We start from the raw sequence: 15,893 nt of genomic DNA on the forward strand, positions 1-15,893 counted from the left end.
CCCGCGCGCCGGCTCGGCGGCGGCCAGCGCGGCCCCGGCCGAGAGCAGCACCGCGTCGCGGACCGGGCCCCGCTCCCCGCCGGCGAACAGCCGCCGGGCCACCCCCGCGTTGTGCGCGGCGTCGGCGCCGCGCAGGGCGTCGGCCGGGGCGAACGCGATGCCGAGGTCGCGGGGGTCGAAGGATTCCTCCCGGACCCTTCCCCCCTCGACGCTCAGCACCGTCGATGTGCTGCTGACGCTGAGCTCGTCGAGCCCGTCGTCCCCGCGGAACACCAGGGCGCTCGTGCCCCTGCGGGCCAGTACCCCCGCGATGAGCGGGAGCAGCCGCGCGTCGGCCACCCCGACCGCCTGGGCGGTCGGCCGGGCCGGGTTGGTCAGCGGCCCGAGCGCGTTGAAGACGGTCGGGATCCCCAGCTGCCTGCGCACCGGCGAGGCGTGCCGCATGGAGGGGTGGAAGTCGGGGGCGAAGCAGAAGGTGATCCCCGCCTCCTCCACCAGTGCCGCGACCCGGGCCGGCGGCAGACGCAGGGTGACCCCGAGCGCCTCCAGTACGTCCGCCGAGCCGGAGGCCGAACTCGAAGCCCGGTTGCCGTGCTTGACGACCCGGGCTCCCGCGCCGGCGGCGACGATCGCCGACATGGTGGAGATGTTGACCGTGCGGGCGCCGTCGCCGCCCGTGCCGACCACGTCGACCGTGGCGCCCGGTACGTCGAGGGTCACCGCGTGGTCGAGCAGGGCGCGTACCAGGCCCTCCAGTTCACCGACCGTCTCCCCCTTGCCGCGCAGGGCGACCAGGAAGCCGGCGAGCTGGGCGTCGGTGGCCTCGCCGCGCATGACCTGGTGCATGGCCCAGCCGGTGTCGGCCTGAGCCAGGTCCCGGCCGGCGAGGAGGGTCTCCAGCAGGGCGGGCCAGTTGCGCTGCCGTTCCGCCGGTTCTGGTCTGACGGTGGTCACTTGGTTCTCCCTCGGAGGGTCGTGGGGTGTGGCGGCTCAGCCCCAGTCGGTGGTGTCGCGAGTGGAGCTCGGGGTGGGGGTCGGCGCCGCGGCCGGGGCCTCCGGGGTGGTGGCGTCGGCAGTGATGCTGCTGGAGGCCCCCGCCGGGCCCTCGTTCGCGATCTGTACCCCACCCGCTATCGCGACGGCCGCGATGATCGCGATGGTGATGCGCTTGACCTGGGTGCGCCACGTGATCTGCATTTCTGTTCTCTCCCCCGTCGATTTCTGCTTGAGCTTCGCTTTGTTCCGGTGAGAAGAACACTAGGAACGAGCGGCTTCGAGCTGATATCGCCGCGTCCTCAGCGGCCGCTCCGTTTCGATAAGGACGATATACCTGCTGGTCAGAGGGGGGTTCCGGGCCGATAACCGACATCGGGAACCCCCCTTGACGTCCTCTCGGGAGCCGCTTGAGGACCGCTGGGGAGGTTTTGCGGGGCGGTCCGCGATAACGAGCTGCAAACGGAGCTCAGCGTTCCCGGTACATCTCGGCCACCAGGAAGGCCAGATCCAGTGACTGGGTGCGGTTGAGCCGCGGGTCACAAGTGGATTCATAGCGTTCGCTCAGCCCGTCCAGGCTCACTTCCTCACCGCCGCCCACGCATTCGGTGACGTCGCCCCCGGTGAACTCCAGGTGCACGCCCCCGGGATGCGTCCCGAGCTCGCGGTGGACCTCGAAGAAGCCCTTCACCTCGTCGACGATGTCGTCGAAGCGGCGGGTCTTGAGACCCGACGGGGCCTCGAAGGTGTTGCCGTGCATGGGATCGCTGACCCATGCCACCGGCGCCCCCTCCGCAGCCGTCTTCTCCACCAGCACGGGCAGCCGCTCGCGGACCTGCCCGGCGCCCATGCGGACGATGAACGTGAGCCGGCCGGGCTCCCGTTCGGGATCGAGCCGGTCGATCAGCCGCAGCACCGTGTCGGAGTCGGTGGTCGGGCCGAGCTTGACCGCGATCGGGTTGGCGATCTGCGAGAAGAACTCCACGTGGGCCCCGTCCAGGTCCCGGGTGCGTTCCCCGATCCACAGCATGTGGCCGCTGCCCGAGTAGCGCCGCCCGGTCGTCGGGTCCTCGCGGACCAGCGGTTCCTCGTACTCCAGCAGCAGTCCCTCGTGGCTGACGAAGAACTCCACGGCGTGCTGGATGCGTTCGTCGGCCCCGCAGGCCCGCATGAAGTTGAGGGCCTGGTCGATCTGGGTGGCGAGGGCCGAGTACCGCTCGCCGACGGGCGAGCGGGCCACGAAGTCCTGGTTCCAGGCGTGCGCCTGGCGCAGGTCCGCGTAGCCGCCGGTGGTGAAGGCCCGTACGAGGTTCAGCGTGCCGGAGGCCGCCTGGTGCATCCGCAGGAGCCGGCCGGGGTCCGGTTCGCGCTCGCCCGGTTCGAAGGGGAAGCCGTTGACGGCGTCGCCCCGGTAGGCGGGCAGGGTCACCCCGTCGCGGGTCTCGGTGGGCTTGGAGCGGGGTTTGGCGTACTGGCCCGCCATCCGCCCGATCTTCACGACCGGCACGGAGGCGGCGTACTGGAGGACGAGCGCCATCTGGAGCAGGGTGCGCACCTTGCGGCGTACGGAGTCCTCCCGCACGTCCGTGAAGGTCTCGGCGCAGTCCCCGCCCTGGAGCAGGAAGGCCTCCCCCCGGGCGACGGCGCCGAGGCGCGCCTTCAGCTGTTCGCACTCGGCCGCGACGACGAGCGGAACGCTGTCGCGCAGTTGCGCCCGTACGGCGTCCAGGGCGGCTCTGTCGGGCCATTCGGGCTGTTGTGCGGCGGGCAGGGCCCGCCAGGAATCCACGTGCTCCACGACATGCTCCTTTGTCACCCGGTGAGGGCGTCGGCGGGCTGGGTCCGTGCGGTGGTGAGGAAGTTCTCCAGGAGCCGCATGCCGCCGACCGTGGTGATCGACTCGGGGTGGAACTGGACCCCTTCGACGGCGAGGGTCCGGTGGCGCAGTCCCATCACGTAGCCGTCGTCCACGGCGTGCGCGGTGGCGATCAGCTCCTGCGGCAGGGGTTCGGCGACGATGAGCGAGTGGTAGCGCGTGGCGGTCATGGGGGCGTCGAGCCCGGCGAAGACCCCGGCACCGTCGTGGGCGACCTCGCTGGTCTTTCCGTGCTTGAGCCGGTCGGCCACGCGCACCCCGCCCCCGTAGGCCAGGCCGATGGCCTGGTGGCCGAGGCAGATGCCGAGCAGCGGCACCCGTCCGGCGAAGCGGTGCACCAGCTCGACGTGGCCCGACTCGGCGGGGTGTCCCGGGCCGGGACCCAGGACCACGGCGTCCGGCAGCCGGGCCGCGAGCTCGTCGGGGCTCTCGGTGCGGGAGCGCACGACCTCGGTGGTGGCGCCGAGGGTGCGCAGGTACTGGTCGATGATGTGGGTGAAACTGTCGTACGCGTCGACGAGCAGGACCTTCACGGGAGCAGCTCCTCACCGGTGAGCGCCCAGTAGGCGGCCCCCATCTTGTGCAGGGTCTCGCGCCACTCGGCGGCGGGCGAGGAGTCCGCGACGATGCCGGCGCAGCTCTGGGTGGAGTACGTCGACCCGTCGTGGGTGACCGTACGGATGCACAGCGCCAGCCGGGACCAGCCGCGGACGTCGACCAGGCCGACGGCGCCCGCGTACATGCCCCGGGAATCGCTCTCCAGTTCGGAGATGATCTCCATGGCGCGGATCTTGGGGGCGCCGGTGACGGTCCCGGCGGGGAAGGTCGCGGCCAGCGCGGACCAGGTGTCCTCCCCCGGGGCGAGCAGGCCCTCGACCGTGGAGACCAGGTGGAAGACGTGCGAGAAGGTCTCGACGGTCATGACGTCCCGGGCGTCCAGGGTGCCGGGCAGGCTGACGCGGCCGATGTCGTTGCGGCACAGGTCGACCAGCATCACGTGCTCGGCCCGCTCCTTCTCGCTGGCGAGCAGGGCCTCGATCCGGGGCCCGTCGACCGCCGGGTCCCCGCTGCGCGGGGTGGTGCCGGCGATGGGGCGCATGACGATGCGGTCGCCCTCGGTGCGGAAGAGCACCTCGGGGCTGGCGCCGATCAGCGTGGAGCCGTCACGGGGGACGAGGTACATGTACGGGGAGGGGTTGCGCGCGCGCAGCCGGCGGTAGACGTCCGCGGGGGTCAGCTCGCTGTCGACCTCGATGCGGTGGCCGATCTGGATCTGGTAGATGTCGCCGACGCCGATGTGGCGCAGGCAGCGTTCGACGTTGCCCAGGAAGGCGGCCTCGTCCGTGCTGTCGCGGACGGCCGACGGGGCGGGAGCCTCGGGGGTCCGGCCGGCGGGCTCGGTCATACCGGCCGTCAGCCGCTCGACGATCCCGGCGAGGTCGGTGCGCGCGGCGGGTCCGCCGTCGGGGCCGAAGTCCTCGCTCCGGGCCGCCAGCCGGACGGCGGTGCCGGCGTCCAGGTCGTACCAGACGGTGTCCTGGAACAGGGTCAGGACCAGGTCGGGGGTGCCGTCGGCGACTCCTCCCCGGTCGGGCAGCTCCTCCATGTACCAGGCGGCGCCGTAACCGATGGTGGCGAGGAAGCCGAAGGCGTACTCGGGACGGGTGCTGTCGACGTCGAAGGACGCCTGCACGGACCGCAGCACGTCCCAGACCTGTCCGGGACGCTCGAACAGCCGGTCTCCGCCGGGGCCTTCGGCCAGCCCGAGCCGGTCGGCGACCGCGGACAGCTCGGCCAGGACGGGGGCCACCCCGACGGCGGAGATCCGCCCCGGGTGGATCCGCAGCTCGGCGAGCCGGCCGAAGCCGACGACGGCCGAGTTCCCGTCGAACTCGGGGCTCTCCAGGGACTCCAGGAGGAACACGTCCTCCCCGAACCGGGCGCGCAGCGCCTCGTAGAGCTCCAAGGGCGGGTGCGGGTCGAGGGCGCTCTCCTCGATCCGGACGGGGAGGGGGCGCCGGCCGTGGTCGGCCGGCGCCCGAGTGGTGGTGTCGAGCAGTGTGGTCACCGGTTCACTTTCCTCGGGTGGCTCGGGGCCGTGGTGGGGGCGGCCGTGGGGGATTGCGGGGAGCGGGAGGCCTCAGCCGTAGCGGCGCATCTCGTGGAAGAAGTCCTCGACGACCGCGAGGCCGCCCTGGCCCCGGAGGGTGTCGTAGACGTGCCGGCCGACCGCGAGGTCGAGCACGCCGAGGCCGAAGGGGGAGAAGAAGACGGGCTTGTCCTCGGGGACGGAGAGCTTCCCGGAGAGCACGTCATAGAGGGTGCCGTCGACGAACTCACGGCTGCCGGTGAGCTGTTCGGCCAGGTGGGGGGAGGTGTCGGCCTTCAGGCAGTGCTCGATGTCGTCGACGACGTTGAAGCCGGAGAGGATCACCTCGGGCGACAGGTCGCGCAGGGAGACGTGCAGCACGAGCGGGTTGTGCTCGAACCACTGCGGGTCGGTGACGTGGGGGGTGCCCGCCACGGTCGCGAAGACGACCAGGTCGCTCTCGCGGATCAGCTTCTCGGCGCTGTCGTGGACGGTGACCGGGCCCTGCTCGCCGGAGCGGGTGAGGTAGTCGGCGAAGCCCTCGGCGTGCTCGGTGGACAGGTCGTGCACGCCGATCTCGTCGAACTCCCAGCCCGTGCCCGCCAGGTACTGGTGGATGAAGCGCGCGATCAGGCCGACGCCGAAGAAGCCGATCCGGCGCGGGCGGCGGCCGGCCGGGCTGAGCCGGTCGGCCGCCAGCGCGGCGGAGGCGGCGGTGCGCGCCGCGCTGATGATCGAGGATTCCAGGCAGGCGATCGGGTAGCCGGTCTGCGGGTCGTTGAGGATCAGTACGGCGGAGGCGCGCGGAATTCCGGCCGCCACGTTCTCGGGGAAGCTGGAAATCCACTTCACTCCGTCGACCGGCGCCGCTCCCCCGATGGACGCCGGGAGCGCGATGATGCGCGAGGTCGGCCGGTCGGGAAAGCGCAGGAAATAGGACGGCGGATTCACCGTCCCGCCCTCGCCGTGCACCCGATATGCGGATTCGATCAATCCGACCACTTCGGGCGCACGGCCGTCGAGGACTTCGTGCACCTGGGCGCCGGGGATCACGGCGAAAGAGGGCGCGCCGGTCGTACGTGACATCGCAGACTCCACAGCTCGGCAGTTTTCTCGTCTGCGATGACGCTAGGGATCCGCTTTATCGCCGGGTTATTGCACGCTTACGCGTTCTTCAACTCACCCCGTGCCCCTGCCGACACCCCGGCACCCGCCTGTTCCAGCGCGCGGGCCGCCTTCTCCTCCCAGGGCGGGGAGCCGCTGCCCTGGAAGATGGCGAGCGCGGCGGTCAGGTGCGCCCGCCCCTCGTCCGTACGGCCGCTCCCGCAATAGACCTGCCCCAGCCCCAGTCTGATCTGCCCTTCGATCAACGTGCTCTGATGACGCCGCGCCAGGTCCAGGGCCTCCAGGTACAACGGTTCGGCCGACTCGGCGGCTCCTGCCGAACGGCGGGTCTCCGCGAGGCCCAACAGGGCGTGCGCGAGGCCGAGCAGGTCCGACTTCTCCTTGACCAGTCGGACGACCTCACCGAAGGCCTCCTCCGCGGAATCGAGTCGTCCCAGTTCGAGATAGGCACCAGCCAGCCGGTACGTGGCCAGTGCCAGAGAGCGCCCGTCGCCCGCGTTGGCCTTGCACACGCGTATGGCCTCCTGGCTCAACCGCAAGGCGGTCTCCGGCTGCCCCTGGTCGAGTGCGAACTGAGCCATGTTGTGGAGTGCGTACGCCTCGGCCACGTGGTCGCCCGCTTCCCGGAACACCGGCAGGGCCTCGGTCAACCGCGCCATGCCCTGCTCCCACTCGCCCCGGATCCGGTCGATGAATGCGAGGTTGCTCAGCACGAGGGCCCCGCCGTACGCGTCCCCCGCCTGCCGGTAGAGCGTGAGGGCGGTCTCCTGGCGCTCGATGGACGCAGGCAGGTTCCGCAACCGCCGTTCGACCACTCCCAGCTGCGCGTGCATGGCGGCCTGTCCGCGAAGATTGCCCGCGGTGCGCGCCGCCGTGAGGGCGTAGTCACTGCAGGTGCGCCAGTCCTCCAGGTAATTGCGCGACACGAAGAGGACCTCCATGGACATGACCAGGTCCCAGGCGAGATCGTCCATGCCCATGCGGGCCGACTGCTCCACCACTGCGACAAGGGACAGGCGCTCCGCCTCGAACCATTCCAAGGGGGTCGCCAGCAGCTCGTCCAGCAGGAAGGGGTCGATCTCCCGGCGCGGCACGTCGCCGTGGACGATGTCGTGGTCGCCTCCGTTCTCGCGCTGGTGCGCCTGCTCGGCGATGGTCAGACAGGTCCGGAAGACCCGGTCGCAGGCAGCCAGCCGGTCCTCCTCGCTCTCCTCGTCCCTGGCCAGCTCCTCCGCGTAGAGCCGCATCAGGTTCTGGAACCGGTAGCGCAGCTGCCCGGTGGCGTCGACGCCGACGACCTCCAGGAACTGGGCGTCCACGAGGTGCTCTATCAGCCGCTCCGCGTCCATGACGTCCTGGTCCATCAGCGCGGCCCCGACCCACGCCGTGAAATCGGGTACGCCGAGCAGCCCGAGGTAGCGGTAGAGCCGGGCCGCGTCCTTGTGCAGATAGCGGTAGCTCAGCTCGAAGCTCGCCCGGATCTGGGACTCGCCCTGGCTGAGCTCGTCCAGTCGGCGCCGCCCGTCGTTGAGCCGGGTGACCAGGTGCCGCACCGACCAGTGCGGCTTGGACGCCAGGCGGGCCGCGGCGATGCGCAGCGCCAGGGGCAGCCGGTCGCAGAGCTCGACCAGCCGGGCCGAGTCCTCGGGCGCGGCCAGGATCCGGGCCTCCCCGACGATCCGGCCAAGCAGCTCGACGGACTCGTCCTCCGGCAGCACCCCGAGGTGGACCCGGGCCCGCGGGGGCCAGGTGACCAGCTGCTCCAGCTGCTCCCGGCTCGTGACCAGGACGGTGCAGGCGCCGCTTCCCGGCAGCAGGGGCCGGATCTGTGCGAACGTGCGTACGTTGTCGAGCACGAGCAGCACCCGGCGTTCGGCCAGCACGCTGCGGTACAGCGCGATCCGGTCCTCCAGCCCGTTGGGCACGTCCTCGCTCTCCACCCCGAGGGAGCGCAGGAAACGGCTCAGTATGTCCCCGGCGGTGGTGGGGGCGTGGTGCTCGTCATATCCGCGGAGGTCGGCGAACAGCCGGCCGTCCGGGTACTGTTCGGTAACCCGGTGCGCCCAGCGGACGGCGAGGCCGGTCTTGCCCACGCCCGCGACGCCCGTGATCAGCCCGACGGTCGGCGCGTGACTGTCCTCACCCTGACCGTCCACCAGGGTGTCGAGGGCGGCGAGTTCCTCCCTGCGCCCGGCGAAGCCCGGCACGTCGGGGGGCAGTTCGGAGGGCACGACGCGGTTGCGTGCTCCTAAGGCGTCGCCCGGCGCGTCGGCGCCGGCCGCGGCGGGCGCCTCGTACGCCAGGGACGGGTCGTCGCGCAGGATCGCGTCGTGCAGTTCCTGGAGCTCGGGGCCCGGATCCATGCCCAGTTCGTCGATGAACTGGCGTCTCGCCTCCCGGAAGCTCTCCATGGCCTCGGCCCGCCGCCCGGATCTGTACTGGGCGAGGATGAAGTGGTAGCGGGTGCGCTCGCGCAACGGGTGTTCCCGTACGGTCGCGGCCAGCTCCGGGAGCAGCAGCTGGTGCCGGCCGAGCTCCAGCTGGACGCTGGTCATCGCCTCGTAGGCGTTGATCCGGACTTCCTCCCAGCGGGCCGCCTCGTCCTCGACGAGCTGTCCCGTGACCCCCGCGAGCGCCGGTCCGCGCCACAGAGCGAGGGCCTCGGCGTAGCAGCGCGCCGCGTCGGCCGGACGCATGTCGCGGACAGCGCTCTCGGCCTCGGCGACCAGCCCGGTGAAGGTGACCGTGTCCAGCGCGTGCCCCTCCGCACGCAGCAGGTACCCGGGGTGGGCGGTGACGATGACTTCCTCGGTCACGCCCTCGGCCTTGATGGCCTTGCGCAGGGCGGCGATGACGATGGCCACCTGCGTCCGCGCCGTGGCAGGAGGCCTGCCGTTCCACACTACATCGACAAGTGTGTCAACTGGCACAATCCGCCCGGGACTCAGGAGCAGAAGGGCCAGAATCGTACGTTGCCGGGCACCTCCTACCAGAATCGGCCGGTCCCCCACGGTGGCCATAAGTGGACCAAGAATTCTGAAGCTGAGCCGCTCACCCAATGGATCTCCCCCCGTCACTGACCGGGCCCGGCCAGCGGGAGCAGCCTACCTGTCTGCCGCTGACAGAAAAGGTGCCCGACGTAAGCCAAGTGACTGGTGAGACACCCTGACCGAAAGCTGATCGATCATCTCGGGATTGGCTGAAATTAACCCCTCGAAGCCATCCCGTCATCCTCACCCAAGGAATAACTTCAAGCCACACTGGACGAAACCGGAAGCTCCGCTTGACCCGATACGGACAACGGCCCGGCCCCCACGCGTGGTCGCTCGTGGGGGCCGGGCCGTGCGCGGGGTGCCGTCAGCCGCGGGCCGGGGTCGGCGCCGGGGCGAAGCGGAGGGGGTGCCGGAGCGATTCCGGACCCCGGACCCGGGTGCCGTAGACCAGCAGCTCGCATCCGGGCGCGACGCGGCAGTCGATCGTCCGGCCGTCATTGGTGTCGAACACCGCCGAGACGAGGACCGTCTCGTCGAGCCTGCCCTGGTCCGTGGTGATCGGCGGACGGCCCCGGGTCCGGCAGGCGGTCTCCTCGGTGGAACCCGCGACGCACTCCAGGACCACCGAGTGGAACTGCGGCTCGTAGCCCCGCCCGGTGGCGCGCACGGACTGGCCGTCCACCAGCCCCTGGTACGGATCCACCCGGAACGTGGGCGCCGCCTCCAGTTCCCCGTGCGGCCGGAAGGCCAGCGGAACGGTGGTGAGCACGGCTCCGGTGATGTCGGTCAGCGCCAGCCGGCACGGATGGGCGGCGGTCGCGGTACGGCAGTCGAAGGTGCCGGCGCCGGTGGCGAGCCGGGTGTAGAGCTTCTTCGGGAATTCCGGGAGCGTCCCGTCCGGAAGGACTCGGAACTGCCGGCTGGTCCTCTCGTCACAGGCACCGGCGACCGTGTCCGGGGCGCAGAGCTCGACGAGCACGTACGCCTTGGGCGGTCCGCCCTTGACCGTGAAGCCGACGACGTCCCCGTCGAGCAGCCCCGTCGTACGCTTCCCGAGCAACTGCGGCGCCGCCTGCCCCACCGGTGCCGCCTCCGCGGTCCCCCCGAAACCCACCCCGGCCAAGGCCAGCACCAACGCGGCACGGGCGAGTGACCCCCACAACCTCATGCGTTTCCCCCTCTGCTAGCTCAGTCCGACCGCAGGCATCCTCCTGCCCGCCGAACCCCCCGGCAAGGCCCCGAATCCGGACTCCGACACACCCCCCGCACCCCCGCCGAAACCCCTCCCCCACGCACGTCCCCGCAGGCACCCGACCCCACCACGGCCCGGACCACGACGACGAACCGCTCCACCGCGTGGCGCGATCCGAGCCGTCGGGGTGCACTCCCGGCCGCTGACCGGGAGCGCGGGTCAGGCATCCTCCGACAACGGTTCCAGCCGTGGAACACTGAGCTGTCGCGGCCCGCCCCGATTCCTGACGGTCCGTCAGCAGCTCGTCCAGAAGTACTCCCTCCTCCACGCGCAGCGCATGCTCGGCAAGGGCGGGCGCCAGATCCGGGTCCCATGGCGACCGTGCCGGCTTCCCGCCCAACGGGCGCGGTTCGGGTCCGGCACCGCCACCGCCACCGCCACCGCCACCGCCACCGCCACCGCCACCGCCACCGCCACCGCCACACGGTAGTCGTGCGCCGTGTAGCGCCACGCCGCCAGGGCACGTGCCCCGACAGTGTCGTGGCGATGCACAGACCGCCCCGGTCGAAGTCCCCGCGGCAGCCGAGAGCTGCACCGAGCCCGTGCAGCCGAAAGGACCGCGGGGTTCTCACAGATGTGGACCACGGGCGGTGTCGTGCGCGGCGGACGGTGGGCCGGCTGTCGGAGGGTGAGTACGCACGGCTCAGCCACGTCGGCCATCCAGCCCAGGGCCGGAGTCCCCCGGAGGTCGAGGGCGAGGTGGCCACCGGCATGCCGTCGTCAAGTGCGCGCACACTTCCCAGAACGTCCGCGGCGAGCACGGCCAGCGACCGAGCCGGTTCGACGAGTTCTCCCAGCGGGCGAACGGGCGCCTCGGGCTCGGCGAAGCCCTCCTCCAGACCCTGCGCGACGCCGGAGGCGGGGACCCCTTCCTGCGCGGCGGACTGCCCCCGACCGAGGCCCTGATCCTCATGGCCATCAAGCGCCACGACCTGGACACCGTCCTTCCCGACCTGTCCGCCGGACGTACCGTCATCGAGGGGCGCAGCGTCGACAGCACGGCCGTGTGCCAGGCCCTGCAGTTGCATCCCGACGACCCGGACACTGCCCTGGAGGCGGCAGGCGCCCTCCTGAACCTCGCCTCCTCCTACCGTCCGCTCCCGGACCTCACGATCCTCGTCACCGACGACGCCGGCCAGGCCGCAGCCCGCGCGCAGCGGCGTGATGACCGCGTCTTCACCTACGACGGCACCCTCGCCGACACGGCCCCCGGCAACGAGCAGGCACTGCGCGCCGCCCTCCAGCCCTACGGCATCGCCCTGGACTCCCACTGGTACGGGCAGCACGTCGGGCTGTCCATCCATGACCTGCCTGGCCGCCCTCCCCGGCGGGCAGGCACTGCCCCACACCGAGGTCATCCGGCGCAGCCGCGCCAACCTGCCGGCCTCCATGCACACCATCGAGCCCATCGCGTGCGTCCTCGCCCTGCTCCGCAGCGCCCGCCGCGCCGGTCTGCCGTGCGCCATCGCATCCAACGCCAGCCGAATCCTCGTCGACCCCGGCCTCGACGCCCTGAGGCTGCGGGAGGAGTTCGCGGCCGTGGTGACACGGGAGGACGTCAGCCAGGGGAAGCCGCACCCCGCGCTGTTCACGGAGACAGCCCGCCGACTGGGCATCCCGCCACAGAGCTGCCTCGCGGTGGACGACGCTCTCGAAGGCATCGCCTCCGCCCGGGCCGCCGGCATGCGCGTGATCACGGTGGCCGGCGGCCACCTGGCCCTCACCGACGACGTACCCCGGCCGAAGGAAACGGTGTGATGCCTCCTGCACTCCACCAAGAACCTCGAAGTCCTCCAAGCCCCCACGGCCGCGAAGGAGGGGGTCGGCGTGTTCGAGTACACGGACAACCACACCGTCTTCCACTGCGGCCGGATGCCGGACCGATCCCCGGCAAGGGCGAAGCGACGTGCAAGATGGCCGTCTTCAACTTCCAGCTGCTGGAAGAGGCCGGCGTGCGAACCCACTACCGCCGGGCCCTCGGTACCAACCGGTCGAGTTCACCCTCGCGCGCCTCTCCGACTCGGCCGCCGACCCGCCCACTCCCGAGGTGGGCAGCTACCTGCTGCCGCTGCAGGTCCTCTTCCGCAACGAGCTCCCGCCAGGCGAGGACCCGACCGTGATCGTCGAGGCGCTCGCCGAGACGGGCCTGCCCGCCTTCCTGGCCGACGCTGCGACGAGGCCTTCGACGAGGTCGGCCTCGACGTCGGAACCCCCGTACTCCGCATCGGCGGGACGGCCCTGTTCGGCCCCGTACTCAGGCAGGCCCCCCGTGGGGATGCCGCCGGACAGGTGTGAGCACAGCAGCAGCCCGACGAGCCTGAAGCGCAGGTGGACCATCCAAATCCCCCCGTGACTCCGGCACGAGCCAATCCGATTCCCCCGCCGCGCGCGCCGCTCTCCCCCGCAGCCGTGTGGTCGTCGACCTGTGCGGCGGCACCGGCACCACGGCCGAGGCCATCCTCGCCCTGGCACCAGCCGACGCCACTGTCATCTCCCTCGACAGCTCCGCCGCCATGCGGCGCATCGGCTGCCACGTCCTGACCGATCCCCGGCTGACGTGGGTCAACTCGGCGGCATGGAAGACCGACGTCGCCGCCGTCGTCACCGCAGTGCGCCGAATCCTGCGGCCCGGTGGCCGGTTCGTCTTCAACATCGGCGGCGCCTTCGCCGGCGTCACCCACCCCGACTCCCTCGTACCTTGTTCCGCGCGCCGGCCGTTCCGTCGGCGGGCCTGCGGCGGAGAAGTCAGCCGTTGCCCACAGCACCTTCGGTAGGGCCTCTTCCCGCGCCAGGCAGGTCCATTCCAGAAGCGACGCAACGATGAAGCCGGCTGCAGCGCCCCACTCCGGATCCCCAAGCGGAGGTGCCGGATCCGTCACAAAGAGTCGATCTTGACGACACCGCGGCGGTCATGTGAGCCTAAGAGGACTGGACTTGATGAGCACTCAGTGGACGCTAGGGTTCCGCTCTCGACGGGCCAGGGAATGTTTACTTCACGGGGGCGAAGTGACGAGAGTGCAGGGCGATCGCGTCGACGAAGACGGGAAGACGTATCAGGTCGTCACGAACCATGAAGGTCAACACTCCATCTGGTTCATGGGTCGATCCATCCCGAACGGCTGGCGCGCAACAGACTTTTCCGGCCCGAAGCGCGCCTGTCTGGACCACATCGACGAGGTGTGGACCGACATGCGCCCGCTCAGCCTTCGCGAACAGACGCACCCCGTGGACGCGGGCTGAGTCGCATCGGCGCCGGCCTGCGAGATCTTGCAGATCTCGCCTCTTGGCGGCGATGCCGGGCAAGGGCGGCCGGAGGCCGATAGCTTGACGCGCGCGGCGCGCAGGGCCCGTGTCCCGAATTCCGGACGGGTCGATACTTCGCTGCATGTGCGCGATGTGACAGGGACTTGTCATTTTCACATCAGTAGCCTCCCTGAACTGACTGAATCCCCTATTTCCGGGCAGCCGATACGTCGTTTCGAATGCAGCGACACATTTTCGCTTTTCTTCGAGAAGGGCCACCCAAACTACCGTGATAGCGGAAACAGATCTCAATGTCTTGCTGCAGCGGCGCTCAGAAGAAGATCCTGCGGGCGTCACGTACGCCTACCTTGACCGGTTCTCGGGCGGGGATGCACCTCACGAACGGACGCTGACGAACGAGGAGCTCTTCCGGCGCGCCCGGGCTCTTGCTGCTCGCATTCAAGGAACTGCGCAGCGCGGCGACCGGATTCTCATACTCAACCAGCCGGGTATTGATTACATCGTCGGTGTCTACGCGAGCATGCTCGCCGGAATGGTGGCCGTTCCGGCTTATCCACCGGAGAAGACGCGTCTGAACCGCAGCCAGGAACGCATTCGCGCCATTGCGGAAGACGCCCAGCCGAGCTGTGTGCTGGTCGACCCCGAGACGCTGGCTACCACGGGAGAAACCCTATGGGGCGGGCAATCCGGGGTGGAGTGGATCGTGACCTCCACCGTGGATACGGATCTCGCGGATTCATGGGTCCCGCCGGGCACCATGCCCGACGACCTTGCCGTGCTGCAATACACGTCCGGATCGACGGGCCGCCCGAAGGGCGTGATGCTCTCGCACCGGAACCTCTTGCGGAATCTGCGGGCCGGACGTGACGTGTACGGCATCGAAGGGCGCATGAACGGGGTTTTCTGGATTCCGCCCTACCACGACATGGGGCTCATCGGTGGAATTCTCATGGCCCTCCTGTGTGGGGGTCGTACTCGACTCTTCACGCCGCTCGCCTTTCTCCGTGATCCCCTGCGCTGGGTGCGGGCCATGTCTCACTACGGCGCGTATGTGAGTGCCGCCCCCGACTTCGCCTATGAAATGTGTGCACGCGCAGCGATGTCGGCACCGGAAGAAGTGGCCGGGCTCGACCTCTCGAACTGGCGCGTCGCCATCTCAGGGGCAGAGCCGGTGCGCGCGGACACACTCGACAGGTTCGCCCGGGCATTCGCCTCCGCCGGATTCCGGCGGGACGCCTTCTATCCTTCGTTCGGCCTCGCCGAGAACACCCTCGTGGTGACCGCGAACCCCGGAGGATCCTCAGTGGTGTCACTGGACGCGGCGGAGCTCGAAAAGAATCGTGCAGTCGACGCGATTACGGGAGGGAAGGTGCGCACCGTCGTAGGTTGCGGTGCCAGTGCCGACCCCGAACAGCGTGTCGAGATCGTCGACCCGGAGACCCGCGAACGTTGCCCGGACGGCGTGGTGGGTGAGATATGGGTCAGCGGTGGAAGCGCCGCACAGGGTTACTGGAACCGCGGCGATGACAGCGAGGCGACGTTCCGGGCCACCATGGCCGTCACCGGGGAAGGGCCCTATCTGCGCACCGGCGACTTCGGCTTCGTACGAACCGGCGAACTGTTCGTGACCGGCCGTCTGAAGGACCTCATTATTCTCCGCGGGCGTAACCACTACCCGCATGATCTGGAGATGACAGCGGAGAAGGCGTACCCGTCCTCCGGGCGGAGCGGCCGGTGTGTCGCCTTCTCCGTCGACGAAGGTGGCGAGGAGCAGCTCGTACTGGCTGTGGAGGCGGCCCCGAGGATGTCGGACGGGGAGCGCCACGAGACCGCAGCGACGATCCGTGAACGTATCGGTGAACACCACGAGGTGGCCGTACACGAAATCGTCTTCGTGCCGCGTGGGGGAATCCGTCGTACATCGAGCGGAAAGCTCCAGCGATCCGCGGTGAGGGCCGCCTATCTCGCGGGCGAGTACACGCGCGAAACGCGTTCCCGCAGGCCGTACTCCGCACCACGCAATGTGGAGGAGCAAGCCGTCGCTGATTCCTGGGGGCGGGTCCTCGGTGTGGAAAAGGTGGGGATCCACGACCGGTTCTTCGAGCTCGGAGGAGATTCCCTCAGGGCGGTCCGCGTGCTCGCCGAATTGAGGGACAGCTGTGGATATGAGCTGACGCTGTCCGATGTCGCCCATATGCACACGGTCGAGGAATGCGCGGAGCTCATCCGCAGCCGCGCCGCGAAGCGAGATGCGGACGAAGAAATTCAGGTTGATCTCGGGTGATGATCGGGACGGGGAAG

General features: G+C 70.2%; 14 protein-coding genes. 6 read left to right on the forward strand and 8 right to left on the reverse strand.

Translation table 11 applies throughout. The annotated features are described in order from the left end of the window. The 8 genes from trpD to ACEPPI_RS23570 all read right to left on the reverse strand — a co-directional run. A partial coding sequence (gene trpD, locus ACEPPI_RS23535) for an anthranilate phosphoribosyltransferase (protein ID WP_373917238.1) occupies positions 1-954 on the reverse strand: 954 nt, incomplete at its 3' end. A gap of 36 nt (positions 955-990) precedes the next feature. Then, on the reverse strand, positions 991-1,197 hold the full coding sequence (locus ACEPPI_RS23540) for a hypothetical protein (protein WP_373917239.1): 207 nt from the start codon (positions 1,195-1,197) through the stop codon (positions 991-993). A 265-nt stretch (positions 1,198-1,462) separates the two neighbouring features. Then, on the reverse strand, positions 1,463-2,782 hold the full coding sequence (locus tag ACEPPI_RS23545) for a class II 3-deoxy-7-phosphoheptulonate synthase (protein ID WP_373917255.1): 1,320 nt from the start codon (positions 2,780-2,782) through the stop codon (positions 1,463-1,465). A gap of 23 nt (positions 2,783-2,805) precedes the next feature. Further along, the gene (locus ACEPPI_RS23550) at positions 2,806-3,402 is read right to left on the reverse strand and encodes an aminodeoxychorismate/anthranilate synthase component II (RefSeq protein WP_373917240.1); all 597 of its coding nucleotides are present in this window, start codon (positions 3,400-3,402) and stop codon (positions 2,806-2,808) included. Then, positions 3,399-4,937, reverse strand: coding sequence for an anthranilate synthase component I family protein (locus ACEPPI_RS23555; protein WP_373917241.1), 1,539 nt, complete (start codon positions 4,935-4,937; stop codon positions 3,399-3,401). Before ACEPPI_RS23555 ends, ACEPPI_RS23550 begins: the two co-directional genes overlap by 4 nt. Before the next feature lie 72 nt (positions 4,938-5,009). Beyond that, entirely contained in the window at positions 5,010-6,044 is a 1,035-nt protein-coding gene (sbnB, locus tag ACEPPI_RS23560) for a 2,3-diaminopropionate biosynthesis protein SbnB (protein WP_373917242.1), read from the reverse strand. Between the two features lie 77 nt (positions 6,045-6,121). Next, positions 6,122-9,103: a BTAD domain-containing putative transcriptional regulator gene (locus ACEPPI_RS23565; RefSeq protein ID WP_373917243.1), complete on the reverse strand. Its 2,982-nt coding sequence runs from the start codon at positions 9,101-9,103 to the stop codon at positions 6,122-6,124. Positions 9,104-9,440: 337 nt separating this feature from the next. Then, positions 9,441-10,157 carry a neocarzinostatin apoprotein domain-containing protein gene (locus ACEPPI_RS23570; RefSeq protein ID WP_373917244.1) on the reverse strand — a complete coding sequence of 239 codons (717 nt, stop codon included), beginning with the start codon at positions 10,155-10,157 and terminating at the stop codon, positions 9,441-9,443. A 298-nt stretch (positions 10,158-10,455) separates the two neighbouring features. On the opposite strand from ACEPPI_RS23570, the gene ACEPPI_RS23575 reads away from it, so the two are divergent. The 6 genes from ACEPPI_RS23575 to ACEPPI_RS23600 all read left to right on the forward strand — a co-directional run bounded on the left by ACEPPI_RS23575 (position 10,456) and on the right by ACEPPI_RS23600 (position 15,876). Further along, entirely contained in the window at positions 10,456-10,758 is a 303-nt protein-coding gene (locus tag ACEPPI_RS23575) for a hypothetical protein (protein WP_373917245.1), read from the forward strand. 872 nt (positions 10,759-11,630) lie between these two features. Further along, a complete protein-coding gene (locus ACEPPI_RS23580; RefSeq protein ID WP_373917246.1) occupies positions 11,631-12,086 on the forward strand; it encodes an HAD family hydrolase in 456 nt (151 codons plus the stop codon). A 114-nt stretch (positions 12,087-12,200) separates the two neighbouring features. Then, entirely contained in the window at positions 12,201-12,623 is a 423-nt protein-coding gene (locus tag ACEPPI_RS23585) for a hypothetical protein (protein ID WP_373917256.1), read from the forward strand. A gap of 116 nt (positions 12,624-12,739) precedes the next feature. Continuing rightward, the gene (locus ACEPPI_RS23590) at positions 12,740-13,102 is read left to right on the forward strand and encodes a class I SAM-dependent methyltransferase (protein ID WP_373917247.1); all 363 of its coding nucleotides are present in this window, start codon (positions 12,740-12,742) and stop codon (positions 13,100-13,102) included. Positions 13,103-13,334: 232 nt separating this feature from the next. Further along, on the forward strand, positions 13,335-13,568 hold the full coding sequence (locus tag ACEPPI_RS23595) for an MbtH family protein (protein WP_373917248.1): 234 nt from the start codon (positions 13,335-13,337) through the stop codon (positions 13,566-13,568). Positions 13,569-13,860: 292 nt separating this feature from the next. Beyond that, entirely contained in the window at positions 13,861-15,876 is a 2,016-nt protein-coding gene (locus tag ACEPPI_RS23600; RefSeq protein WP_373917249.1) for an AMP-binding protein, read from the forward strand. Positions 15,877-15,893 lie beyond the last annotated feature (17 nt).

It is taken from the genome of Streptomyces sp. AB3(2024) (assembly GCF_041862025.1).
GTDB lineage: Bacteria > Actinomycetota > Actinomycetes > Streptomycetales > Streptomycetaceae > Streptomyces.

Coding starts and splice junctions, on each gene's coding strand:
- sbnB (WP_373917242.1), bottom strand. CDS start 6,044: ATGTCACGTACGACCGGCGCGCCCTCTTTCGCCGTGATCCCCGGCGCC.
- ACEPPI_RS23580 (WP_373917246.1), top strand. CDS start 11,631: ATGACCTGCCTGGCCGCCCTCCCCGGCGGGCAGGCACTGCCCCACACC.
- ACEPPI_RS23585 (WP_373917256.1), top strand. CDS start 12,201: ATGCCGGACCGATCCCCGGCAAGGGCGAAGCGACGTGCAAGATGGCCG.
- ACEPPI_RS23540 (WP_373917239.1), bottom strand. CDS start 1,197: ATGCAGATCACGTGGCGCACCCAGGTCAAGCGCATCACCATCGCGATC.
- ACEPPI_RS23565 (WP_373917243.1), bottom strand. CDS start 9,103: ATGGCCACCGTGGGGGACCGGCCGATTCTGGTAGGAGGTGCCCGGCAA.